Raw genomic sequence first — 23,790 nt, 5'->3', positions numbered from 1 at the left:
CTTACTTTCCTTCCAGCATAGGTAAATCTAGTTTTTGTTCTTTTGCACAGTCTTTGGCTATGTCATAACCTGCATCGGCATGACGCATTACACCGGTACCTGGGTCATTCCATAGTACGCGAGATAAACGGGCGTCTGCTTCGTCTGTGCCATCTGCCACAATAACGACTCCCGAATGTTGACTGAAGCCCATACCAACACCACCGCCGTGATGCAGTGAGACCCAAGTTGCACCGCCAGCCGTGTTTAACAAGGCATTGAGTAACGGCCAGTCCGATACTGCATCTGAACCATCCATCATCGATTCCGTTTCACGGTTTGGACTGGCTACAGAGCCAGAATCTAAGTGATCACGACCAATCACAATCGGTGCTTTGAGTTCACCATTTTTGACCATTTCGTTGAATGCTCGTGCTAAACGCGCTCTGTCCTTCAGTCCAACCCAGCAAATACGAGCTGGCAGGCCTTGGAATTGAATGCGCTCGCGCGCCATATCTAACCAATTGTGAAGGTGTGGGTCATCTGGGATAAGCTCTTTAACTTTCGCATCTGTTTTATAAATATCTTCAGGATCGCCAGACAGCGCAACCCAACGAAATGGACCTATGCCTTGGCAAAACAGTGGACGAATATAGGCTGGAACAAAGCCCGGGAAATCAAAGGCGTTATCAACCCCTTCTTCTAGGGCCATTTGGCGAATGTTATTCCCGTAGTCAGTTGTTGCGGCCCCGCGCGATTGCAGCGTTAGCATGGCTTGTACTTGCACCGCCATAGATTGTTTTGCGGCTTTTACAACTGCTTTTGGATCGCTTTCGCGAAGCGCGGCTGCCTGAGCCATAGTCCACGTTTGCGGTAAGTAGCCGTTTAATGGATCGTGCGCAGAAGTTTGATCGGTCACTACGTCAGGCGTGATATTGCGCTCAACCAATTCAGCATAAACATCCGCTGCATTGCCCAACAGGCCAACTGATACCGGTTGCCCAGCAGCATTCGCTTCATCAATGATAGCTAACGCATCATCAAGTGTGGTTGCCTTTCGGTCAACATAGCGTGTGTTAAGACGAAAATCGATTCGTGACTCATCACACTCAACAACGAGGGCGCTAAAGCCTGCCATAGTTGCTGCGAGTGGTTGTGCGCCGCCCATCCCGCCAAGGCCACCCGTTAAGATCCACTTGCCTTTTGCCTCACCATTAAAGTGTTGCTTTGCCATTGCTACAAAGGTCTCGTATGTGCCTTGTACTATGCCTTGTGAGCCAATATAGATCCAAGAACCAGCGGTCATCTGGCCGTACATCATCAGGCCTTTTTTATCGAGTTCGTTGAAGTGATCCCAGTTAGCCCAATGTGGTACTAAATTTGAGTTAGCAATTAATACGCGAGGAGCGTTGCTATGAGTTTTGAATACGCCAACAGGTTTACCTGATTGCACCAGTAAGGTTTCGTCTTCTTCTAAGCGGTCTAACGTTTCAACGATTTTATCGAAGCATGCCCAGTCGCGAGCGGCGCGGCCAATACCGCCATAAACTACTAGTGCATTTGGGTGCTCCGCAACTTCAGGGTCAAGGTTATTCATCAACATTCGCTTTGCGGCTTCAGTAAGCCAGTTCTTTGCGGTAATGTCTGCACCTCGTGGCGCGCGGATCTCGCGGCTAGGGTCTAATCTTGGGTTGTCACTCATTCTGCTCTCTCCTGTTGTATATACAACCTAAGTGAAACGTCTAGTTGCTGCGATTGCTTAGTTTCGCTAGGTTGTTAGTCTATTTGTATTGCATGGCAATCTAGGCCGCCATGTCGTTTTGATTTACCTGCCGCGATGCTTGGCGACACTTTATGTGTTACGACCTTTGCTTAAAGGTGAGATGACCACCTAAGCGATATTTGCTGCCTGGCGAAATTAATCTCGCGAAGCTAACAATGCCTTTTGCAGACCAAGTTCGGCGGATCATTTGTAAGCATGGTTCTTCATTATAAAGCCCAAGCCACTGGCAAACCTCTGGTGATGGCATAACTGCTTCAACGGTGTGTCTAGCCTCTGTGAGTGGCGCGACTTGAGATAAATATTCATGAGGGGTAGTCAGTTCAAAGTTTTGGTCTAAATACTCCGGTGCCAACTGTGGATTGACAAAGCGCTCTTCGACTTGCAGTGGTTGTTCATTTTCATTATGTACAATTACGCTTCTATAGACTGGTGCGTCCGCTTCTACACCTAGTGCAATGGCGATAGGTGCTACTGCTGCAATAAGTTCAAGCGTTAGTACGGTGCATGAGTATTTGCCATTGCGTGCGTTGACCTCGTCGGCAATATTGCGGATCTCAAGTAACGAAGACTGAGATTTAAAACTGGCAACAAAAGTACCTAGGCCTTGGCTACGAGTTAAAATTCCGGCTTCAGTTAGCTCGCTTAGTGCTCGTCTTGCGGTCATTCGGCTAACATTAAATTGGTCAGCTAACTCATTTTCCGACGGCACGCGCTCGTTTTCGAGCCAGCGCGCGGCACGAATATTATCGATAATATATTGTTTTATCATCGCAAATTTAGGAAGCTCAGGCACAATTGTTGTCTCGAGTTCATATTTATGTAAATAAAGATGGCACACTTCTCTTGTATATACAAGTATCCCTGATAGACTCAATGAATAAATCTCGCAGTGAGCGAGTTTCTTTCAATGTGTTGGCATATGGATTTGATTTAGATTAGGACAAGTATGATGTTAGAAGCCGATTTGCTTATTATCGATGTCAATATTGCAACTATGGATCCCAATTTGGATACCCCTTATGGTGCGATAGAAAACGCAGCGATCGCCATTAAAGATGGCAAAATTAATTGGTTAGGCCCTCGTAGTGAATTACCTGAGGTTGACGCCATTGCAACACCTATTCATAAAGCCAATGGCCAATGGTTGACCCCAGGGTTAATCGACTGCCACACGCATATTTTATTTGCAGGCTCTCGGGCCAACGAATTTGAGCAACGATTACTGGGGGCGTCATATCAAGAGATTGCCGCGCAAGGTGGTGGTATCGCAAGTACTGTTGAGGCGACACGATTGGCAGACAGAGAAACGCTGTATGTTAACGGTAAGAACCGCTTGAATAGTTTACTCAAAGAAGGGGTTACCACGGTTGAAAGTAAATCGGGTTACGGCCTCGACGTTGAAAATGAGCTAAAACTGCTAGAAATTAATCAACTCCTTAATGAGCATCACCCGATTGATGTGCATAGCACGTTCTTGGGCGCACATGCATTACCCCCAGAATACAAAGATAATAGCCAAGCCTACATTGATTTAGTCTGTGATGAGATGCTGCCACAAGTTGCTTCGCGCCAATTAGCAACGGCTGTTGATGTATTTTGTGAGAACGTCGGATTTACCTATCAGCAAACTGAGCAAGTATTTACTCGAGCACAACAGTTGGGATTACAGGTTAAATGTCATGCTGAGCAGCTATCTAATCAGCATGGTAGCGAGCTGGTGGCAAAGTTTAAAGGGCTTTCAGCGGATCATATTGAATATCTTGATGAAGCAGGTGTGGAAGCAATGGCGAAAGGGGACGTTACTGCGGTGCTTTTACCTGGTGCTTTTTATTTCTTACGAGAAACGCAATTACCACCAATTGACTTGCTCAGAAAGCACAAAGTAGCAATGGCACTCGCTAGCGACTTCAATCCAGGTACTGCGCCTTTGTGCTCACTGCGATTAATGCTGAATATGGCATGCACATTATTTAGAATGACACCGGAAGAAGCGCTTAGCGGTGTTACGGTTAATGCTGCGAAAGCCTTGGGGTTGAGCGACCGTGGAGTATTGAAAGTTGGAACGCGGGCGGACTTAGCGTTATGGGACATTACCCATCCTGCACAGTTAAGTTATCAATTTGGTGTAGCGGACCTGTCAAATTTGTGGATCTTAGGTAAACTTAATCAGTAATGATCCTTTTATAAGCAACAAATTATGCTTTCAATTTCAACAGCTAGTGGCGGAGCCACGGAATTATTGCTGTCTGAAGGAATAGCGATACTAATTACGCCAATGATGGCTGGCATGGCTGGAGCCATTGTAATGGGGGCGTTAGCATTAATGCTGCAGCGCCCCTCAGGTATGCTCAAGCTGGCTCACCTTAGCAGTGCAACACTTGCAATACTGCTCGCCTTTACGGGCAATATCACTACATTACATTTACTTACTCTGACGATACTCTTATATTTATTCCATGGCTTACAGGAGCACAAAAGTGGCTTATTGTTGATAAGTGCTGCGGCGATAGTCACTTTGGTAATGTGGACTGTGTCTGAATATCTATGGACATTTCCTGCCCAGCATGGCGCAATTGTCATTGTGTTTATGTATATTCTTTTCCTTGCCTATCAAGCGTATAGCAGCGCAAATGAATTTGAATTGAAAGAACACAATGATGACCACACCGAGCATGAAAGTTTGGGGTTACCTGGTCGGCAAAGTTTTAAACGTGCTTTTAATGAATATCGTCAAACGGAAGGGAGCCCTTGTATGCTCGTGCTAGTCCGCCTCATGGGTTTCGAGCAGGTAAATTTTCATTTAGGGCGTGAGTTTGGTGACTTGCTGTTAGCTCAATCGGCTAATCGTATTGCGCAATGTTTGCAATCCGGTGATGTTATGGCCATCACTCATGGCAATGAAACTGCGAAAATGGCGCATCTAGGTGGTCTTAACTTTGCGTTTGTATGTTCGTTAAAGCATGGTAAGCACTTTCATGAGCAGCTGATAGAGGAAATATCAAACAGCACTTTAAAGCCATTCAATGTTGGTAGCTGTACGTTAGAGATCATGATGCGTGCGAGTTACGTAAATTGCGATGAAGAAATGGGGCAACTTGAGAACCTGATTTCTTGCGTGTTTTTAGCGCTAGATACACAATCAGAAGCGCATCAGCATAGCCATCAACAAGTCGTACCGTATCAACAACGTATGCAAATTCATCGACTGGAGCAACAGGTTAGGTTGTCGGAGTTAGCTAAAATCAACTTTAGATCTGAATTTGAGCTCTATTTTCATCCAGTCGTTCGTCATGAAGATAACAGCATTGAGTTTGTGGAATTACTGTTGCGCTGGCAGCATCCAAAGCAAGGTATTTTAAGTGCCAATGAGTTCATTGATGATATTCGTTTAGTTGGACTTGCTATTCCCGTTGCTGAATATGTACTAGAGCGCGCTTGCGAAATCGCATTGGCACTGAAAATGGAAGGGATCAGCGTTCCCATCAGTATTAATGTCTTTGGTGCTGAGCTGTTGAGCGAAAGCTTTATCGAGTTTATTGATTACACCATGCTCAACCATCAGTTAAGCCCAGGTGCTATCATTATCGAGTGTCCAGCTAGTATGCTTGCCGAACTAGATGAGCAAGAAATTGCGATGATCAGTCGTTTGAAGAACTTAGGTGTAAAAATGTGTGTCGATAGCTTTGGTGATGCGCCGCTGGTGCTTGCTAAATTACCAGCACTGCGTTTTGAGTACGTGAAACTGTCGCGCAATATGACGCAAGAGCCTGAGCATATGGGGCATACCAAATCCTTGGTAAAAGGCATTGTAGAGATGCATCAAGAAAAGCACTGTCGCGTGATTGGCGAGGGTATTGAATCTCTCGGGCAACTCGAATTTGTAAAAAGCATTGGCACGGTGGCAGCGCAAGGGTTTTACTTTTCTCGACCACAGAACAGTAATATTTTGATCAGTTGGCTGAAACAAAGGTTGCCTCAATAACTAGGAGCGCCTTACCTTTACATGGGTTTTGGCTGCGGTAGTGTTTAGCGCCTCTGTTGCCGGGTACTTAAATAAGCGTTCGCAAGGTTCGTTAGTATTTGGCCACAATGTTCGATACCCGCCTGCTCACCAAGTGGGTGTCTAGCCGGGGCTGCTTCACATAAGTGCAAATATTTAGCATGTCGAGCCTGAGCCATACGGTAAACAAAATATTCGGCATCGCTAGTTGTGAAGCCTTGATAGGTCAGGGCACTTGCAGGCATACCGACGATGGCATCAACGTCTAACTCTACGCCTAATGGAATGTCGCTTGGCATCGTTGCCAACGCTTTGTCTAGTGATGTGGATAAACTCAGAGTTTGTCTGGTTTTTATCGCTTGATAACTTGAAAATCCGAATCCAGCGTTTTGCAATTGAGTAAGGATTGTTTGGTTATTTTTGTGCTCGTGCAAGCCGATGACATGATAATGCGACAAGCTACCAGCTTGATGCGCATAACTGAAGCCATTACCGCTGTGTCTACCTTCACAAGCTCTAAAGTCGGCATGAGGGTCAAAGTTGATGGCACCAGCGGCGCGCTTGCTGGCCTCAAAATGTGCCTGCAAAATACCAAAAGCATTATTGTGACCACCACCAATGATAATTGGCTCTAAGCCTGCAGCAAAGATAGGTGCTAGGGTTGCAATAACTTGGTTGTCTAAGTCGGCACAGAGAGCGCGTAACTGCGCTAGCTGTTCGCTATTAGCGTTATCGAGCGATAGTGCGCGCGTTTGAATAGCCTGGGTATCCACTTCGCCTAGCAACAAAATCTTGTCGCCCGACAAAAACTGGTTATCGGGCTGATTTAAAAAGCGCTTTAAGAAGGCTTGCCAACCAAGCTCGGCGCCGCCTTGCCCGCAATTGGCGCGCGGACCTATATCTTCGGGGATCCCCAACAACACATAACGGATCCCAAATTGGGCCGCGTCTCTAAGCGAAGCCGCGTAGTCATGATCACATTGTAAAAAGCTTATGCTTTGCCAAATTCTGGTTTCACCAGCTCTTGCACTGACAAAAGTGGCAATATTACTTTCATCATATATACGGACTGCTGTACTCATGACTGTTACTTCTAGCGCTTAATTGTCTTCGTTATCGTCTTCTAAAACTAACTCTTCTGCAGAGATGATAATGCCGGTGGAGTCGGCGTAAACAAAATCATCTTCGTAAAAAGAGACACCCGCGAAATTAACGGGAATGCCGACTTCGCCGCTGCCACTGCTATCTGCTGCCACAGGGATAGAAGCGATAGCTTGAATGCCAATATCGCTTTCTTCTAATTCATCAACATGGCGCACCGCGCCGTAAACGATGATGCCTTGCCAGTTGCTCTCGACCGCTAGCTCAGCTAAATCAATATCAACCAGTGCACGACGAGTTGAACCACCGCCATCAACGAGTAGCACACGACCAGTACCGTCTTGTTGTAGTACATCTTGGATTTGCTCATTGTTTTCAAAACATTTGACGGTAGTGATACGACCACTAAATGACGTCTGGCCGCCAAAATTGATGAACATAGGCTCTAGCACATCAACCACATCAGCAAAGTGGTCGCAAAGATCAGAAGTGCTGTATTCCATATTGAATCCTCGAATATTGATTGTCGATAACCAGTATACTCTCATACTTGTGCTTAGCAATGCTTTGATTCAACTTACATATTTGTGTCTTAAAAGTGTCACCCATTTGTTATTTTGCTCTTCTATGCTGATATTGTGAGCAATTAGGCGTGACTCGAATGATGAAAGCAAAACTAGCCGAGCTGGACGCTGCATTATACTTTGTGGTGTTTTGCCCTAAACCAAGAAACTGGTTTAGATTGATAGCATTAGGTCTATCCAAAAGTGGCAACGGTGGACTCTATGTGTTGGTCGCAATTGCGTGTGCTCTGTTTTTGGAGCAGTTAGGTCAGCAATTTGCACTCACCGTGATTTTGGCCTTTGCAATTGAAAGGCCGCTTTACTTCTATCTAAAAAATCGTTTTGCACGATTACGACCATGTGACTGCTACGCAGTGAAAGCCTTGTTGACGCCGAGTGATAAGTTTAGTCTGCCCTCTGGGCATAGTGCTGGCGCTTGGCTATATGCGACTTGCTTGATGGAGCAAATTCCACTAGCTGCGTTTCCGTTGATGATTTGGGCTTCAGGAGTGTCATTGTCACGCGTAATTGTAGGGGTACATTATCCACTTGATGTGGTGCTTGGTGCGGCAATGGGTGTTGCCTGTGCAAGTTTAGCGATAGTGATATTAGGAAGCGTATGAAAATACTATATGGTGTTCAAGGAACGGGAAATGGCCATACGACTCGAGCTCGGGTAATGGCAAATTGCTTTCGCAACATGGGAATTTCTGTTGACTACTTTTTTTCTGGACGTCCTTCGGAAAACTATTTCGATATGCATGATTTTGGTGATTATCGCAGTTGCCGAGGGCTGTCATTCGTTACCGAGCGTGGCCAGTTAAATCGTGTAAAAACTTTTCAGTCGCTCAAGTTTGGTGAGTTTATTCGCGATGTTAGAAAATTAGATGTATCAGGTTATGATTTGATCTTTAACGACTTTGAGCCTGTCAGTGCGTGGGCAGGAAAGCTGGCAAAGGTTCCGGTGATAGCAATGAGTCATCAAGCGTCATATTTATATGATGCTGTCCCACAATTTGCCGTACAGCCTTGGCACAAAGCCCTGATCCGGTATTTTGCACCAGCTGATATTCATCTTGGGGTGCACTGGCAACCGTTTGATAAGCATATTATTCCGCCTTTTATTCCTTACGAGGCTGAGCAGGAGCAATGTGCATCGATAATTAACAAAGTTTTGGTTTATCTGCCGTTTGAAGCTTTGGATAGCATTATTGAGTTGTTAAAAGATTTCCCTGATAAGGAGTTTTATTGCTATCACCCGGATGCCGACAATGCTTCTTTGCAACATATTCACCTGAGAAAACCGAGTCGTTCTGGGTTTATTCAAGACTTAAGAAATACCAGTGGCGTGATTGCAAATGCTGGGTTTGAGCTTTCTAGTGAAGCATTAAAACTCGGTAAAAAACTGCTACTTAAACCATTAGATGGTCAATTTGAACAGCAGAATAATGCACAGACGCTAGCCGAACTCGGTCATGCCCAAGTGATGAATTATCTCAATGCTGGGGCGCTGGAAGAATGGCTGCGAACAGACGCGAAGGCATCGTTTTATTTTCCATCCGATCCTAGCTTGCTAGTGGAGTGGTTGATAGGAGGTCAATGGCACAATATTGATTTATTGCACAATCAACTTTGGAACGGTGTTAATAATTTGTATGTAAAAGCGGCGTAAATATATTAATTTGTAATATGAACCCAGAATAATTACCTATTATGAGGCAAGGCAGAAAGGCTTCAGCTATACTTTAGCCAGTCTATTAACATTGTAGGTAAGCCGATGGCGGTATTAGAAAATCTGACTATCAGACGTCGTTTGCAAGTGAATGCATTAGTGGTAGGGATTGCCTTGGTTGTTATGTTAATTATGATCATGTACGAAGCTCGTACTATGCTGAAATTGAATGAAACCATTCAATATGCAGAAGAGCTCGACATTCATGAATTAGCAATGCGCAAACACGAGAAAAATTTCCTTTTTTACAAGCAGGTGGATTCACTTGATGAGTTTGAAAACGAGTATCGTGAGTTGCAAACTAAGCTCGCTTTGTTGCAAGGTACTTTTTCTGATTTTGATATCGATTTAGGTCGGATCAACGAATTTGAACGCTTAGCAAAAAGTTATTACGATGACTTTCAAAAAGTGGTGCAATTACAAAAAACAATTGGTTTGCATCCAAAGGATGCTCTTTACGGTGAGCTTCGTGGTGCGGTACACGAGGTAGAAACACTACTAAAAGAGCAGCAGAATTATCAACTCCTTTCAACCATGCTGCAGCTTCGCCGAGCCGAAAAAGACTTTATGTTACGTTTTGATACCAAATATCTTAAGCGTTTTGACGAGCTGGTTGCACAGTTTTCTCAGGAAATTCGCAGCGCTGGGTTTAACGCTCAATATCAATCTAAGCTGCTTAGTTTATTGAGCACCTATCAATCCAAATTTGCGGGTTTAGTTCGAGCACAAGAGGCACTTGGCTTAGATTTAACGAGCGGTGCGCTTGGCAAGATGAAAGTGAGTGTTGAGAAAAGTGATGCGGTGGTCTCTGAAGTCGTGGAACAGGCAAAAGCAGAGATCAAAGAAAACGTTGATAAAACTCAGATGCTTGCCATCGGTGTATTTGTTGTGGCTGGTATTATCGTGATGACTTTGGTGTTATCGACTAGTCGCTCAATTATTCAGCCCGTAGAGCGTGTTTACCAAACCATTGAGCGCATTCGTCGTGAAAATAATTTAAGTCTACAAATTGAACAAAGCGGTAATGACGAAATCACGATTATGACTCGTGATTTTAATAGCTTAATTTCTGACTTTAGAGATCTTATAGCGGATGTGAATGGAGCGTTGGCAACCATTAATGAAGCCACGGATCATTTAACGGAAACCACTGCCCAAACGAGTACTGGAATGGCTGAGCAGTTGCATGAAGCGGATATGGTCGCCACCGCAGCGACCGAAATGCAAGCGACGATCCAAGACATTTCTCATAATACGGGTGAAGCGGCGCATAAAGCCGAGACAACGAATGAAAATGCGCAACAAGGTCGCCGTGAGGTTACAGCAACAATTGAGCACATCATGCAGTTATCGGAATCGTTAGGTGGTGCTTCAAGCGTTGTTGCTCAGTTAGAACGTGACGGTGAAACCATTGGTTCGGTCCTGGATGTGATCCGTGGGATTGCAGAGCAAACAAACTTACTTGCGCTAAACGCTGCTATTGAAGCTGCGCGCGCAGGTGAGCAAGGTCGAGGTTTTGCTGTTGTGGCGGATGAAGTTAGGTCTCTTGCGCAGCGTACTCAAGACTCCACACAAGAAATCGAAAGTATCATTTCTACACTGCAACAGCGTACACGAGAAGTGGTGAACATCATGGAACAATGCCGTGAGCAAGGCAATGAAAGTGTGTCGCAAGCCGAAAAAGCAGGGGAGTTGCTCAGCATGATCACCCAAGATGTGCAAACGATTATGGAAATGAGCACGCATATCGCGACGGCAATTGATGAACAAAACCAAGTTGCTTCAGAAGTGAATAAAAACGTGGTTAAAATCAGAGACATTGCGCAAGGTGCGTCAGAGCATGCTCGCTCTAATGCGCAAAGTAGTGAAGAAGTCGCAGAGCAAGCGCGCGTATTACACGAAGCCGTGGCTAAGTATCAGGTATAAACACCAATTCAACCTGAGGTTCTTTATGTCAAAGCCCCACTTTATTTATAGTGGGGCTTTTATTTAGACTCAAGATAGGTATCACTTAAATGAATACCAACATAGCAGTGGTAAGTTACAAGTCGGATTGGCCGCACCAGTTCAATAAAGAGAAACAGGCGATACTCGCTCATCTATCCAAGGAAAATGTAGCTGCTTTACACCATATTGGCAGTACATCGGTGCCACTGCTGTGTGCTAAACCAATAATAGATATGTTATTGGAAGTAAATGACTTAGATAAATTAGACATAGAGTCAGAAAAATTGCGTGATTTAGGTTATGAGATAATGGGGGAGTTTGGTATTACTGGGCGCCGTTATTTTCGTAAAGGCATAGCGTCTAGAACTCATCATCTGCATGCTTTTTTAGCAGGTTCTGATGGAGTTAAACGTCACCTTGCCTTTCGTGACTATTTAATTAACCTGAGGTTTGGATAAGGAATGTTCCAACTCATTGTTGCTAAAGCACAACTTAGTTTTTTCCTTGTCTAGCCAGCAAGATTTAGGGAAAACAAGGCGAATTTACGCACCAATAGCTGGCTATTGGAAGTGAATTCAACGCAGTTAGCGCTAAAACTGGCTGCTAGAAAGGCATTAATTATCCGCAGCTCAGGTTAATTACTTTTCCAGATATAGCGAGGCAATACGCTAGGGTTAAGCAAGACGCTGTAAATGCCTGTAACCAAGATATGGAGAAGTACATTGCATTTAAGAATGACTTTATTCAATACCATGAGCAGCATGCATTGCTATGGCGGTTTGGTTAAGGCACAAACTTGATAGGTACGCTGTCCTTTTGGGTTTTATACTCTTCTACCGCGTTTACGTATTCTTGCCACAGCGCATCGTGTTGCGTGGCTATAGTGTCTAAGTATTGCCAGCTGTAAAGCCCAGAGTCGTGGCCATCATCAAAAACAATGCGTGCAGCGTAGTGACCAACGGGATCAATTGTCTTGATAGCGACATTCTGTTTGTTTAGCACGAGTTGCTTTTGCGCCGGACTATGTCCTTGCACTTCGGCGGATGGTGAATGTGTTCGTAAGAATTCGGCACTTAGCGCAAAACAGCGGCCGTCCTCAAAATAAACATCGAGCACTTTACTGAGCGTATGATAATGAAGTTTGGTGACTTGATACATAATTGGTATAACTCAAAAAGCGGAGCAAGGCTCCGCTTTTGATTTTAATTTACAGAATGAAGCGGCTTAAATCTTCATCCTGAACAAGCATGTCTAAATGCTGTTCAACGTAGGCGGCATCAATCGTCAAGGTGTCACCGGCTTTTTCACTGGCATCGAATGAAATCTCTTCCATCAATTTTTCCATCACAGTGTGAAGGCGACGCGCACCGATGTTTTCAGTTTTCTCGTTGACCTGATATGCAGCTTCAGCCAGTTTGGTGATAGCGTCATCGGTAAAGTCGATAGTGACGTCTTCTGTTTTCAGTAGCGCTTGTTGCTGCTCTGTAAGAGATGCATTTGGCTCAGTTAGAATACGTTTGAAATCACCCGCTGTCAGTGCTTCTAGTTCAACGCGAATAGGTAAACGACCTTGTAGCTCAGGGATTAAATCCGACGGCTTGGCCATTTGGAACGCACCTGACGCGATAAATAAAATGTGGTCGGTTTTTACCATACCGTGTTTAGTATTAACGGTTGAACCTTCGATAAGTGGTAGTAAGTCGCGTTGTACACCTTCACGGCTAACATCTGGGCCAGAAGATTCACCACGCTTACAAATTTTATCGATTTCATCAATAAACACGATACCGTTTTGTTCAACTGACTCAATAGCTTGCTCCTTAAGCTCTTCTGGATTAACAAGCTTTGCAGCTTCTTCTTCAATCAATAGCTTAAGTGCTTCTTTAATTTTCAGCTTACGGTTCTTTTTCTTGTCACCCGACATGTTTTGGAACATGCTCTGTAGCTGGCTGGTCATTTCTTCCATACCAGGAGGAGACATGATCTCAACATGAGGCGCAGTTTCTGCGATGTCGATCTCAATTTCTTTGTCGTCTAACTGACCTTCGCGTAGTTTCTTGCGAAATACTTGACGTGTTGACGAGTTTTCATTTGGCTGAGACTCACCCCAAGCGTCTTTTGCTGGTGGCAAAAGTGCATCTAAAATACGTTCTTCGGCGGCTTCTTCAGCGCGGAATTTGAATTTCTTGGTTTGCTGTTCACGTGTTAGTTTAAAAGAAACTTCGACTAGATCACGGATGATGGTTTCAACTTCTTTACCAACATAACCCACTTCGGTGAACTTAGTCGCTTCTACTTTGATAAATGGCGCGTTAGCAAGCTTTGCTAAACGGCGGGCAATTTCAGTTTTACCCACACCTGTTGGGCCGATCATCAAAATATTCTTTGGTGTAACTTCTGCACGCAGCTCTTCATCAAGCTGCATACGACGCCAACGGTTGCGCAGTGCAATCGCGACGGCTTTTTTGGCTTTGTCCTGACCGATAATGTGTTGATCAAGCTCGTGCACAATCTCTCTTGGAGTCATAGCTGTCATGACGAGTCCTATTACAATTCTTCGATAGTTTGGAAATTATTGGTAAATACGCAGATATCGCCAGCGATCTTCAGGCTCTTTTCCACGATTTCTTTCGCACTTAAGTCTGTATTTTCAAGTAGTGCGGTTGCAGCCGCCTGTGCGAAGTTACCACCACTGCCGATAGCAATAAGATCATGCTCTGGCTGCACCACATCGCCGTTACCTGTGATGATAAGCGAGGCGGTTTCATCGGCTACCGCAAGTAGGGCTTCAAGCCTTCTTAATGCTCTGTCGGTACGCCAGTCTTTTGCCATTTCTACGGCTGCTTTAGTGAGATGGCCTTGGTGCATCTCTAGCTTTGCTTCAAAGCGTTCAAATAATGTAAATGCATCAGCTGTACCGCCAGCGAAACCTGCCAGTACTTTACCATTGTATAGACGACGTACTTTACGTGCGTTGCCTTTCATAACTGTGTTACCAAGCGAAACTTGGCCATCACCGCCGATAACCACTTTGTCATCGCGACGAACACTAACGATGGTAGTCATAGTAATCCTTATTTGGGCCTGTGCCCGTGTAACTCTAGATTAGTAGGAAATATGGGTAGACTTATAAAAATCAAGTCCAGCCCCAAATCCCGCAGCCAAATATCCCAACACGCTGCAACTTGTTTTTATCGCTCTCGGCTAAACGTTTGGTATCGTAGGGACCAAGACGGACACGATACCAGACACCGTTACTCCCTTCGGTACGACGGATCTCCGCGATTAATCCAGCAAACGCAACTTTGGCTTTCATGGCTTCGGCTTGGCTATGGGTTCTAAATGAACCACACTGCATTTGATAGGGGCCTTTGCTCTCGATCTCTTTAACTTCGACCTTGATTTCATGATTTTTAATTTCTTCAATGAACTCAGGTGGGCGAGGCTTTGGTTTAATAACCTTTTGCTCGGCAACTGGATGCGGGTTTTTGGCTTGCTCTACTTCTTTCGGATCGGCATTGGTTTTTATAAACCAAAGACCGTAGGCAAACCCACCGATCAGTAGAAATGCAAAAATAGCAGCAATAACAGGAAATTTTGCCGATTTTTCTGGCTTGTCTTTCCCCTTGCCTTTAGGTTTCTTATTGATGTAATCGTGCTGTGCCATAGGTTATTTGATTTTAATAGCTATCCATTGGATCAACATCTATGCTCCAGCGTACTCGATTGGCAGACTCATGCGTAGCAATATAGCGCGCAAGTTGCGAAAGGTAGTCCCGCAGCACAGTGCGTTGTTGTGCGTGTATATGTAATTGATATCTGAACTTTCCAGCTATTCGTTCAAGTGGTGCTGGAATTGGACCCAGCAATTGTATACCAGGATAGGGGGTAGCTGGAACCAAATCCGACAAAAAGCGCAATACTGTATTTATATTTGTTGCCTCGGCGCGGATGATAGCTAAGTGTGCGAAGGGGGGAAGCATAGCTTCTTCACGCTCTTGTAAGGCATATCGCGCGAAGTCGCCATAACCATTATTGATTAAATCTTGCAATAATGGATGTTCTGGAAAATGCGTTTGCAATAACACGGTTCCCGCTTCACCGGCGCGTCCGGCTCGTCCAGCAACTTGCGTAATAAGCTGCGCCATTTGCTCGGTGGCTCTAAAGTCGCAAGAGTAAAGTCCTGAGTCCACATCCAAGATAATCACAAGACTGACATCGGCAAAGTGGTGGCCCTTGGCAAGCATTTGAGTGCCGACCAAAATTCGCGCGCCACCTTGATTAATTTCTTCAAGGGCGCTTTCAAGGCTGCCCTTACGGCGCGTAGAATCTCGGTCAATGCGAGTGACGGGAATATCAGTGAAGCGTTCGCTTAAAAAGCCTTCGAGTTGTTCTGTACCAAGCCCTGTGGGCATGATTTGGGTGCTGCCGCAATCTGGACACTGTCTCGGTACAAAGTCCTGTTCACCACAATGATGGCATACCAAGCGGTTCATGTTTTTATGGTACGTGGCGCTGGTAGAGCAATGTTTACAGGTATTAAGCCATCCGCATTCGTGACACATCAATGTTGGTGCAAAGCCTCGACGATTTAGAAACACCATAACTTGCTTACCGCGAGCGAGTGTTTTTTCCATCCAATGTAAACTCATTGGTGAAAACCCGCCTTGTTCTGGCTGACCTTTCATGTCTACAAGGTGAAATTGGTTATCGTGCTGGGTCTGCGCTCGTTTACTCAGTGTGACGAGTTGGTATTTGTTGGTAATGGCTTTGTGTAATGTTTCTAATGCCGGTGTTGCTGTTCCCAAAAGCAAAGGGCAGTGTGCCTGATGCGCTCGAAATGCAGCGAGATCTCTGGCGTGATAGCGCAGGCCTTCTTGCTGTTTAAACGAGTTGTCGTGCTCTTCGTCAACGATGATCATGCCGAGATTTTGAAATGGCAAAAAAATGGCCGAGCGAGTACCGATAACCAAGGCGCTCAGACCCTTTTCGGCGCGACGCCAAGTATGTAGGCGCTCGTTATCGGTTAGATTTGAGTGCCATAAATCAATGGGCAGGTTATTGAAGCGCTTCTTAAAGCGGTTGACTGTTTGCGGTGTGAGTCCAATTTCAGGCACCAAGATCAGTGCTTGTTTACCCGCTTTTATTATGTTTTCAAGGCTTTGTAAGTAGACTTCAGTTTTACCACTTCCCGTTACACCTTCGATTAAAAAGGTACGGTAACCGACTTGTGCATTGACGGCGCTGCAAATAGTCGCTTGTTGGTCGTTTAGGCGTGGTTTTTCGCCAAGCAGTAATTCGTTTTGCGACCAATCACTATCATGCTCAATAGATTGTGAGATAAGCGCTTTTTCTTCCAATGCTTTAATTGTTTGGTTTGCAAATCCGAGCGCTTTGAGTTCGCTTAATTTTATTGCGCCACCTTCATATAATTGAGAAAGCAGTGCTTGTTGCTTTTTGGCTCGCAGTGTTGGTAGTTTCTGCCCTTTTTCCGTTAATCTGACGACAGGGATCTGAGTTTTGTCTGGGCTTCCACCATCTCTGAGTACCGCCGGTAGTGCTGTGAATAAGGTATCGCCAATTGGATGACAGTAATACTGAGAGACAAAGTGTAAAAAGCTAAGTTGTGCTTGGCTAAAGACAGGATGCTCGTCCAACACCTCAATAATTTGCTTGAGCTTTTCTTTTGGTACATCGGTGTCGCCTTTTTTAGCAAGCACAATCGCTGTGCAGCGACGGTTGGCGAAATTGACGGTGACTCTCATTCCTGCTTCAACTTGCATGGTTGGTGCTAGCAAATAGTCGAATGTTCGGTGCAGTGGCAGCTTTAAAGCTACTTCAAGAATGAGCATGTATTACAATTCCATAAAGTGAGCGCAGTGACGAAGTATATACCTAAGGTGGTACGAATTGAAAATGTACTCTGCGACGGTGACAAAAAACTCTGAAATATTGCTTGTAGATTGTTCAGATAGGCACTAAAATACGCATCCACATTTTTGTATAACTACGTATGGTGCCAGACTTCGGGTTTGGAGAGCGATACGGCCTTAACTAGAGGTTGCTATGAAAGAAGGTATTCACCCTAATTACGAGACGATCACTGCATCGTGCTCTTGCGGTAACAAGTTCGAAACTCGTTCAACGCTATGTAAAGATATTCACCTAGACGTATGTTCTGCATGTCACCCGTTCTACACTGGTAAGCAGAAGATCCTTGACACAGGTGGCCGTGTAGATCGCTTTAACAAGCGTTTCGGTGCACTTAGCAGCAAGAAGTAATCTTGTTGGTCTAGTCGAAAAAAGCACCTTAGGGTGCTTTTTTTGTGCCTGTTTGAAAATACCTTCCCGATTTATACATTCTGTTCTTCATTGACAGAAAGACCGTCAGTCATCCCGCCTTCATTGTGTCTTTTATTCTTCTAAAATAAAAAACTTGCCAGTTTGGCAGCAAAACTTTACTGATCTCTTGGGTAGAGTAAAAACTCTATTTAGTAGATAAATACTGAACATTTACGAGCTTAAGTTGTGAAAATAATCAAAGCTCATATAGTAAATAGTATCAGGTATGAGCATTTTATATAAACAAAAGTCAGTATATTGCGATTAAATGTCGGTATCTTGATGTTAAAATTAGCTAAGTTGCTATTTTCTTATTGTTTTTATAATTAGTGTACATTTGTGTTGATTTTCTACACTTTGTGCTGGTTTTAGCGTCTTATTTTTTAAGTTTTAGTCATTTTATTTGTGAAATATTTCTTAAAATTGAGCTTATCTTCTCGGAAAAGTATAGAAAATACCGTGCTAGTGGATAGACCTGATTTTACTTGAATAATGAGCAAAACTCGGTATTGTGTGAATACGGTCGATTAACTATATGTCCTATTGACATACCGCGACAGCAAAGCACATACGCTTGTTGAGCGGTTGAATGTCGTCGCTCATATAGTTAATCGCACTGTGTGTTGCTGTAACCAGCCTGATAGGTTGCCAACATTCAGAATGCGAACGTTTACCACACTCTCACATTAACTTCGTAGGAAAATATCGCGCCATGACAGATTTTCGTCAACAAGCTCTAGATTATCACGAGAAGCCCGTTCCAGGTAAAATCAGTGTTGAACTCACTAAACCTGCCGAGACCGTAAAAGACTTAGCACTTGCATACAGCCCAGGTGTTGCAGAGCCAGTACGTGAAATCGCGGCTGATCCGGCGAATGCATACCGTTACACGGGTAAAGGAAATATGGTTGCGGTGATCAGTAATGGTACGGCAATTCTTGGCTTGGGTAACTTAGGTCCTTTGGCGTCAAAGCCTGTTATGGAAGGTAAGGCGCTATTATTTAAGCGTTTTGCGGGTCTTGATTCAATCGATATCGAAGTTAAGCACAACACCACCGAAGACTTCATCAATACGGTGGCAAATATCGCAGACACATTTGGCGGTATTAACCTAGAAGATATTAAAGCGCCAGAGTGCTTTGAAATTGAGCGCGCGCTAATCGAACGTTGTGACGTTCCTGTATTCCATGATGATCAGCACGGCACCGCAATTGTAACCGCTGCGGGTATGCTGAATGCGTTGGAAATTCAAGGTAAAGATATTCATGATGCGATTATTGTGTGTCTTGGCGCGGGTGCAGCCGCTATTGCTTGTATGGAATTACTGATCAAATGCGGTGCTCAACGTGAGCACATCTATATGCTGGACAGAAAAGGCGTGATCCATACTCGTCGTGATGACCTAAATGAATACAAAGAGCTGTTTGCAAACAACACGGATAAGCGTACGTTACAAGACGTGATTGCAGATGCGGACGTATTTGTTGGTGTTTCTGGCCCAGACTTACTTTCTGCTGAGGATCTAAAGCTAATGGCTGACAAGCCAGTGGTATTTGCTTGTTCTAACCCAGACCCTGAGATCAGCCCTGAAGTTGCACACGGTGCACGTAATGATTTGATCATGGCGACTGGTCGCTCAGATTATCCAAACCAAGTAAATAACGTGTTGTGTTTCCCGTTTATCTTCCGTGGTGCGCTTGATGTACGTGCAACCGCTATCAATGATGAGATGAAGATTGCAGCGGTTGAAGCAATTAGAACGATTGCTAAAGAGCCTGTGCCTGCTGAAGTGTTAAAAGCGGCTGACGTGGATAGTCTTGAGTTTGGTCCTGAGTACATTATTCCAAAACCAATGGATCCGCGTTTGTTACCTCGTATCGCAAAAGCGGTAGCGGTAGCTGCAATTGAATCAGGTGTGGCCCAAATCGATATGCCAGCTGGATACATGGAATAATACCATTGGTATTATCCAAATGAAAAAAGCCTCGATTGAGGCTTTTTTTGTGTCTGTATGTCCACAGAGAAAGAATAGTTATCACTCTTCGTTTATTTCTGGGATCTCCAAACCGCGCTCTTCCATTATTTGTCTTACCTCTAACGGAATACGCTCTGGATTATCTTTTCTCAAGTCTTCATCGCTCGGCAGTGGCTGACCTGTGAAGGCATGTAGAAACGCCTCACATAAAAGCTCACTGTTCGTGGCATGACGTAAGTTATTCACTTGGCGACGTGTACGCTCATCAGTTAGCACTTTGAGTACATTCAGAGGTATGCTCACCGTGATCTTTTTTACTTGCTCTGCTTTCTTACCGTGTTCTGCATATGGGTGAATATACTCACCGTTCCATTTTGCCATAATTGTGTACTTGCCTCAGTTACATCAATGCCAATATGACTGGGTTCTGGTCTACATTATTCACCAACCGCATGAATATAGGGATAACCTTACGAATTAAAGATAAATCCCAAACTCAAATAGATGAATAAACTAATCCGCCATAGCGAGATAGAAGAATCTCTGCCATAGTTTTCAATAACTCAGTCGTATTAGCAACGCCTAGAGTGGCGAAATTTTATCGGTTTAAAAAAGATAGTCAAATACTAGTTATTTAGCCATTTAGCAGTATAAATGTTTTGACTTCTAGTTTCTGTTGTTCTAACCTTTTAGACGTCTAAACATCCAAATATCTAGGTGACCTTATGAGTCAAGTTAACAAATCGACGGTTGTAGTGCGTCATGGTATAGAAGCTGATAAAGCACATGGGGCAGTAGTGCCACCGCTTTACCTTTCTACCACCTATTCTTTTGCCGATTTTGATACCAAACGCGACTACGATTATGGACGCAGTGGTAACTTTAATCGTGATGTGCTTGCACAGGCACTTACCGAACTTGAAGGTGGTGCTCGTGGCATTATTACCGCGACTGGCATGGCTGCCGTTCACCTAGTAACTCAGCTACTTAACCATGACGATACGCTGGTTATTCCACATGACTGTTACGGTGGTAGCTATCGCTTGTTTACATCGCTTGCTAAGCGTGGATTGCTCAAATTAGCCGTCTTGGATCTCACACAATCGGAAAGTCTTGCACAGCTGCAGCAGATCAAACCTAAATTAGTTTGGATTGAAACACCAAGTAACCCAATATTAAGGCTAACGGATATAGAAGCTGTCGTAAATGCAGCACACGCAGTGGGGGCTTTGGTCGCCGCCGACAACACCTTCTTGTCTCCAGCACTACAAAATCCCATTGCCTTTGGCGTAGATGTAGTCGTGCATTCAACTACTAAATATATCAATGGTCATTCTGATGTCGTGGGGGGCGCGGTGATCGCGCGTACACAGGTGTTGGGTGATGAGTTAGCTTGGTGGGCGAATAATATCGGTATTACAGGTGCACCTTTTGATAGCTACCTTACCCTACGTGGACTGCGCACCTTAAACGTGCGTTTACGCCAACATCAAGAAAATGCTCAGCTTATTGCGGAGTATTTAGAAAAGTCGCCGTATGTTAGCCAAGTTTATTACCCTGGCCTTGAGTCGCATCCTCAACACGAACTTGCGAAAAAACAACAGCTCGGCTTTGGTGGCATGGTGAGCTTTGATATCAAAGGCGATCTGCAAACATCAGCGAAGTTTTTAACGTCTCTAACGCACTTTTCATTGGCAGAATCTTTAGGTGGGGTTGAGAGTCTTATTTGCCATCCAGCGACGATGACACACGCAGGTATGGATCCGCAAGCACGTTTAGAAGCGGGAGTGGGCGACACGTTGATTCGTATTTCTGTAGGCATTGAAGATGCACAAGATCTTATTGCAGATCTGGAATCAGGATTTGCATGTATTGATGAAAGTCGGGCGAGTGATGATGCTAAGTCATTCAAATTAACGCCTGCACATACAGTAGCGTTGTGGTGAGTAAATGGCAAAAGTAGTACATAAGTTTGGTGGTTCGAGTTTAAGCTCGCCAGAGCGTTATCAGGCAGTTGCCAAGATAGTGTTAGAGCAATGTCAACTAGGTGACAGTGTTGTGGTTTCTGCTGCAGGAAAAACAACGAATACCCTAGTGAAGTTATGGCAAAGTTTTGAGCAGCAAGATGTTCGCGCATTCAACGATGTTTTATTACAAGTTGAAAATCATCAACGAGAATTAATTGATGCCCTGTTTGTAGGTGAACAACACAGTGTGTTACTCAAACAGCTTGTCAATGAGCTGCAAGCAATCGCTTTAGGGCGAGAAGAGCAACATCTTCACTACGCGAGTTTACTTGCACATGGAGAGCTATGGTCGGCTCGTATATTAGCAAACTACCTCAGCTCTCAAGGTGTTGAAGCCAAAGCTATTGACGCTCGTAGGTTATTTGTACAACAAGAGGGGGTGTTACTACACGCCCATAACAAAGAAGCGTGCTATCGCGCCATTGATGATCACGCTATCTATATCGTTACCGGTTTTATTGCTGCAAATGCACAAGGTGAAACGGTGACCTTAGGCCGAAATGGCAGTGACTATAGCGCAACTTTGTTGGCAAGTTATCTTGATGCGGCTCAAGTATCAATTTGGACGGATACAACTGGTGTGTTCAGCACTGATCCACGTAAAGTCGCTAATGCCATAAAATACACTAAAGTATGTCGTGGCCAAGCTGAATTACTCGCACGATTAGGTAATCCGGTACTGCATGCAAAAACGCTGTCTCCACTTAAAGATACCGATATAAAACTACAAGTTCGCAGCAGCTTTGATGCCGATGCGCTTGGCACTGAGATAGTAAAGGCAGGCTATAGCAAAGAGAAGCGCTTTATTACCACTTTTGGACAACTTGACCTGTTACGCGTTGAGCAACTAAAAAGTGGTGAAGTAAAACAGCTAAGCCAGCTTATCCAGCATAGCATTCATCATTTTGTTAAAGGTGGAGAGGCACACTTACTGGTGCCATCTGAGTTTAGCCATGTTGTGATCAAAGCGCTGGATTCGCGGGCCAATATTATTGAATCACAAGTACAAGGCTTTGCTATTGTTGCCCCAAGTCAGGATGTCGCTGGCTTACATCAGCAGGCACTGGAATTATTGGATGAACATGCGATTGTCACCCGTTTTGTGCTGCAAGAGCGTCATTACAGCTTAGTGTTAACCGATCAAGCAATTGATAGCGATCTACTTGCTATATTGCACGAGCGTTTGGTGAATAAAGGCCGGGAGCTTGCAGTGATTGTCGCGGGTGTTGGCAATGTGGGTGAAGTGTTTATCGAACAATGCAAAAACCAAGTCGCTAAGCTGAGTGAGCACTTTGATCTTAAGTTGGTTGGCCTACTGCGTTCTAAGCAAATGTTGTTCTGTCCAAGCGGGTTGAATTTAGCATCGTGGCAACAGCAATGGCAAAATGAGGCCATCGAATACAATGAAGCAGAGCTATTCACTCGTATTAAAGAGCTAGATTACGAGCATAAAGTGGTGGTCGATATTACTGCGAGCGAGCGTTTCAGCGAGTTGTATCCGCTGTTTGTTGAACATGACTGTCATTTGATCAGCGCCAATAAATATGCCGGCACGGCACAACAAGGTTGGTACTCAAAGCTGCGTCAGCAGTTACAAGAGCGTAACCTTTTATGGCGTTACAATACCAGTGTTGGCGCAGGTCTTCCCATTAACTTTGCATTGGCTGATCTGCAAAATAGTGGCGATGAAGTGGTGAGAATTGAAGGTGTCTTTTCCGGTACTTTATCTTGGCTTTGTAGTCGCTATGATGGTTCTGAAGCATTTTCTGAGCTAGTGCTTGGGGCGCAAGAACTTGGTTTTACCGAGCCCGATCCGCGCGAAGATCTATCTGGCCGAGATATGCAGCGTAAGCTTTTGATTTTAGCACGAGAGTTAGGCATTGAACTTGAGCTTGAAGATATTGAATTAGAGGCATTAATGCCTGAGTCCTTGAGTGTGGGTTCATGGCAAACGTTTTTAGAAAATCGCCAGCAACTCGATGACTTTTATGCGACACACTATGCAAAGGCCACTGCGAATGACGCTGCGCTTCGCTATACTGGTGCGCTTGAAATTGCAAGCAATGGTAAAGTGTCTGCAAAAGTAGGCATAGCACAGGTACCAAACGGCTCGGCAATCGCGAATTTAACACCGGGTGATAATATTTTTGTGATCCACACTAAATGGTATGAACAAAACCCACTGGTGATCCAAGGCCCGGGGGCAGGTAAAGAAGTGACTGCTGCGGGAATACATTCCGATTTATTCTGGCTGACGCAAAATCTAAAATAACTCTTTTAAGAAAATAGATATGATACTACTGGTATAAGACAAAAATGCCGATACATTTGTATCGGCATT

At 44.5% G+C, this 23,790-nt stretch carries 21 protein-coding genes; 11 read left to right on the top strand and 10 right to left on the bottom strand.

Features of this window, described 5'->3' with window-relative positions; all coding sequences use genetic code 11:
• Window position 1: 1 nt before the first annotated feature.
• Window positions 2-1,681 (bottom strand): urocanate hydratase, encoded by a 1,680-nt coding sequence (gene hutU / locus EXT47_RS15320; protein WP_130126997.1) that lies wholly within the window; start codon window positions 1,679-1,681, stop codon window positions 2-4.
• Between the two features lie 157 nt (window positions 1,682-1,838).
• The gene (gene hutC / locus EXT47_RS15315) at window positions 1,839-2,531 is read right to left on the bottom strand and encodes a histidine utilization repressor (RefSeq protein WP_205991265.1); all 693 of its coding nucleotides are present in this window, start codon (window positions 2,529-2,531) and stop codon (window positions 1,839-1,841) included.
• A 180-nt stretch (window positions 2,532-2,711) separates the two neighbouring features.
• Between hutC and hutI the strand changes: the two genes are divergently transcribed.
• Together hutI and EXT47_RS15305 are read left to right on the top strand one after the other, a co-directional pair.
• On the top strand, window positions 2,712-3,935 hold the full coding sequence (gene hutI / locus EXT47_RS15310) for an imidazolonepropionase (RefSeq protein WP_130127001.1): 1,224 nt from the start codon (window positions 2,712-2,714) through the stop codon (window positions 3,933-3,935).
• A gap of 24 nt (window positions 3,936-3,959) precedes the next feature.
• Window positions 3,960-5,744, top strand: a complete 1,785-nt coding sequence (locus EXT47_RS15305; protein ID WP_130126995.1) for an EAL domain-containing protein — start codon at window positions 3,960-3,962, stop codon at window positions 5,742-5,744.
• A 44-nt stretch (window positions 5,745-5,788) separates the two neighbouring features.
• Here the strand turns inward: EXT47_RS15305 and EXT47_RS15300 are convergent, their stop codons facing one another.
• Window positions 5,789-6,844 (bottom strand): formimidoylglutamase, encoded by a 1,056-nt coding sequence (locus tag EXT47_RS15300; protein WP_130126994.1) that lies wholly within the window; start codon window positions 6,842-6,844, stop codon window positions 5,789-5,791.
• 18 nt (window positions 6,845-6,862) lie between these two features.
• Window positions 6,863-7,366, bottom strand: coding sequence for a ribonuclease E activity regulator RraA (gene rraA, locus EXT47_RS15295; RefSeq protein ID WP_130126993.1), 504 nt, complete (start codon window positions 7,364-7,366; stop codon window positions 6,863-6,865).
• A gap of 158 nt (window positions 7,367-7,524) precedes the next feature.
• Between rraA and EXT47_RS15290 the strand changes: the two genes are divergently transcribed.
• The 5 genes from EXT47_RS15290 to EXT47_RS24295 all read left to right on the top strand — a co-directional run bounded on the left by EXT47_RS15290 (window position 7,525) and on the right by EXT47_RS24295 (window position 11,892).
• Window positions 7,525-8,049, top strand: coding sequence for a phosphatase PAP2 family protein (locus EXT47_RS15290; RefSeq protein ID WP_010368944.1), 525 nt, complete (start codon window positions 7,525-7,527; stop codon window positions 8,047-8,049).
• Complete coding sequence (locus EXT47_RS15285; protein WP_130126992.1) at window positions 8,046-9,098, top strand: MJ1255/VC2487 family glycosyltransferase; 1,053 nt, start codon at window positions 8,046-8,048, stop codon at window positions 9,096-9,098. Before EXT47_RS15290 ends, EXT47_RS15285 begins: the two co-directional genes overlap by 4 nt.
• Before the next feature lie 105 nt (window positions 9,099-9,203).
• Window positions 9,204-11,084: a methyl-accepting chemotaxis protein gene (locus EXT47_RS15280; RefSeq protein WP_130126991.1), complete on the top strand. Its 1,881-nt coding sequence runs from the start codon at window positions 9,204-9,206 to the stop codon at window positions 11,082-11,084.
• Window positions 11,085-11,173: 89 nt separating this feature from the next.
• Window positions 11,174-11,563, top strand: a complete 390-nt coding sequence (locus EXT47_RS15275; RefSeq protein WP_130126990.1) for a GrpB family protein — start codon at window positions 11,174-11,176, stop codon at window positions 11,561-11,563.
• Between the two features lie 155 nt (window positions 11,564-11,718).
• Window positions 11,719-11,892: a GrpB family protein gene (locus EXT47_RS24295; protein WP_084204252.1), complete on the top strand. Its 174-nt coding sequence runs from the start codon at window positions 11,719-11,721 to the stop codon at window positions 11,890-11,892.
• Here the strand turns inward: EXT47_RS24295 and EXT47_RS15265 are convergent.
• The 5 genes from EXT47_RS15265 to priA all read right to left on the bottom strand — a co-directional run bounded on the left by EXT47_RS15265 (window position 11,889) and on the right by priA (window position 16,957).
• Entirely contained in the window at window positions 11,889-12,263 is a 375-nt protein-coding gene (locus EXT47_RS15265; protein ID WP_130126989.1) for a gamma-butyrobetaine hydroxylase-like domain-containing protein, read from the bottom strand. The two genes, EXT47_RS24295 and EXT47_RS15265, sit on opposite strands and share 4 nt — an antisense overlap.
• 49 nt (window positions 12,264-12,312) lie before the next feature.
• Entirely contained in the window at window positions 12,313-13,641 is a 1,329-nt protein-coding gene (gene hslU / locus EXT47_RS15260; protein WP_010607051.1) for an HslU--HslV peptidase ATPase subunit, read from the bottom strand.
• Window positions 13,642-13,652: 11 nt separating this feature from the next.
• The gene (hslV, locus tag EXT47_RS15255; protein WP_010368932.1) at window positions 13,653-14,171 is read right to left on the bottom strand and encodes an ATP-dependent protease subunit HslV; all 519 of its coding nucleotides are present in this window, start codon (window positions 14,169-14,171) and stop codon (window positions 13,653-13,655) included.
• Window positions 14,172-14,241: 70 nt separating this feature from the next.
• Window positions 14,242-14,772: an SPOR domain-containing protein gene (locus EXT47_RS15250; RefSeq protein WP_017217264.1), complete on the bottom strand. Its 531-nt coding sequence runs from the start codon at window positions 14,770-14,772 to the stop codon at window positions 14,242-14,244.
• Between the two features lie 13 nt (window positions 14,773-14,785).
• The gene (gene priA, locus EXT47_RS15245; protein ID WP_130126988.1) at window positions 14,786-16,957 is read right to left on the bottom strand and encodes a primosomal protein N'; all 2,172 of its coding nucleotides are present in this window, start codon (window positions 16,955-16,957) and stop codon (window positions 14,786-14,788) included.
• A gap of 214 nt (window positions 16,958-17,171) precedes the next feature.
• On the opposite strand from priA, the gene rpmE reads away from it, so the two are divergent.
• The gene (rpmE, locus tag EXT47_RS15240) at window positions 17,172-17,387 is read left to right on the top strand and encodes a 50S ribosomal protein L31 (RefSeq protein ID WP_010607053.1); all 216 of its coding nucleotides are present in this window, start codon (window positions 17,172-17,174) and stop codon (window positions 17,385-17,387) included.
• Between the two features lie 772 nt (window positions 17,388-18,159).
• Entirely contained in the window at window positions 18,160-19,401 is a 1,242-nt protein-coding gene (locus EXT47_RS15235) for a malic enzyme-like NAD(P)-binding protein (RefSeq protein ID WP_069020522.1), read from the top strand.
• Window positions 19,402-19,482: 81 nt separating this feature from the next.
• On the opposite strand, the gene metJ is transcribed toward EXT47_RS15235, so the two are convergent.
• Window positions 19,483-19,803 (bottom strand): met regulon transcriptional regulator MetJ, encoded by a 321-nt coding sequence (gene metJ, locus EXT47_RS15230; RefSeq protein ID WP_010368921.1) that lies wholly within the window; start codon window positions 19,801-19,803, stop codon window positions 19,483-19,485.
• Between the two features lie 344 nt (window positions 19,804-20,147).
• Here metJ and metB point away from each other — a divergent pair, with 344 nt between their 5' ends.
• Both metB and metL read left to right on the top strand, forming a co-directional pair.
• Window positions 20,148-21,368 (top strand): cystathionine gamma-synthase, encoded by a 1,221-nt coding sequence (gene metB, locus EXT47_RS15225; protein WP_130126987.1) that lies wholly within the window; start codon window positions 20,148-20,150, stop codon window positions 21,366-21,368.
• Window positions 21,369-21,372: 4 nt separating this feature from the next.
• The gene (gene metL, locus EXT47_RS15220; protein WP_130126986.1) at window positions 21,373-23,721 is read left to right on the top strand and encodes a bifunctional aspartate kinase/homoserine dehydrogenase II; all 2,349 of its coding nucleotides are present in this window, start codon (window positions 21,373-21,375) and stop codon (window positions 23,719-23,721) included.
• Window positions 23,722-23,790 lie beyond the last annotated feature (69 nt).

The organism is Pseudoalteromonas sp. CO342X (assembly GCF_004208915.1).
GTDB lineage: Bacteria > Pseudomonadota > Gammaproteobacteria > Enterobacterales > Alteromonadaceae > Pseudoalteromonas > Pseudoalteromonas maricaloris.
The sequence above is the reverse complement of the archived record's forward strand: the minus strand, read 5'-3'. Positions and strand labels throughout refer to the sequence as shown.

Coding starts and splice junctions, on each gene's coding strand:
- hutU (WP_130126997.1), bottom strand. CDS start 1,681: ATGAGTGACAACCCAAGATTAGACCCTAGCCGCGAGATCCGCGCGCCA.
- hutC (WP_205991265.1), bottom strand. CDS start 2,531: ATGATAAAACAATATATTATCGATAATATTCGTGCCGCGCGCTGGCTC.
- hutI (WP_130127001.1), top strand. CDS start 2,712: ATGTTAGAAGCCGATTTGCTTATTATCGATGTCAATATTGCAACTATG.
- EXT47_RS15305 (WP_130126995.1), top strand. CDS start 3,960: ATGCTTTCAATTTCAACAGCTAGTGGCGGAGCCACGGAATTATTGCTG.
- EXT47_RS15300 (WP_130126994.1), bottom strand. CDS start 6,844: ATGAGTACAGCAGTCCGTATATATGATGAAAGTAATATTGCCACTTTT.
- rraA (WP_130126993.1), bottom strand. CDS start 7,366: ATGGAATACAGCACTTCTGATCTTTGCGACCACTTTGCTGATGTGGTT.
- EXT47_RS15290 (WP_010368944.1), top strand. CDS start 7,525: ATGATGAAAGCAAAACTAGCCGAGCTGGACGCTGCATTATACTTTGTG.
- EXT47_RS15285 (WP_130126992.1), top strand. CDS start 8,046: ATGAAAATACTATATGGTGTTCAAGGAACGGGAAATGGCCATACGACT.
- EXT47_RS15280 (WP_130126991.1), top strand. CDS start 9,204: ATGGCGGTATTAGAAAATCTGACTATCAGACGTCGTTTGCAAGTGAAT.
- EXT47_RS15275 (WP_130126990.1), top strand. CDS start 11,174: ATGAATACCAACATAGCAGTGGTAAGTTACAAGTCGGATTGGCCGCAC.
- EXT47_RS15265 (WP_130126989.1), bottom strand. CDS start 12,263: ATGTATCAAGTCACCAAACTTCATTATCATACGCTCAGTAAAGTGCTC.
- hslU (WP_010607051.1), bottom strand. CDS start 13,641: ATGACAGCTATGACTCCAAGAGAGATTGTGCACGAGCTTGATCAACAC.
- hslV (WP_010368932.1), bottom strand. CDS start 14,171: ATGACTACCATCGTTAGTGTTCGTCGCGATGACAAAGTGGTTATCGGC.
- EXT47_RS15250 (WP_017217264.1), bottom strand. CDS start 14,772: ATGGCACAGCACGATTACATCAATAAGAAACCTAAAGGCAAGGGGAAA.
- priA (WP_130126988.1), bottom strand. CDS start 16,957: ATGCTCATTCTTGAAGTAGCTTTAAAGCTGCCACTGCACCGAACATTC.
- rpmE (WP_010607053.1), top strand. CDS start 17,172: ATGAAAGAAGGTATTCACCCTAATTACGAGACGATCACTGCATCGTGC.
- EXT47_RS15235 (WP_069020522.1), top strand. CDS start 18,160: ATGACAGATTTTCGTCAACAAGCTCTAGATTATCACGAGAAGCCCGTT.
- metJ (WP_010368921.1), bottom strand. CDS start 19,803: ATGGCAAAATGGAACGGTGAGTATATTCACCCATATGCAGAACACGGT.
- metB (WP_130126987.1), top strand. CDS start 20,148: ATGAGTCAAGTTAACAAATCGACGGTTGTAGTGCGTCATGGTATAGAA.
- metL (WP_130126986.1), top strand. CDS start 21,373: ATGGCAAAAGTAGTACATAAGTTTGGTGGTTCGAGTTTAAGCTCGCCA.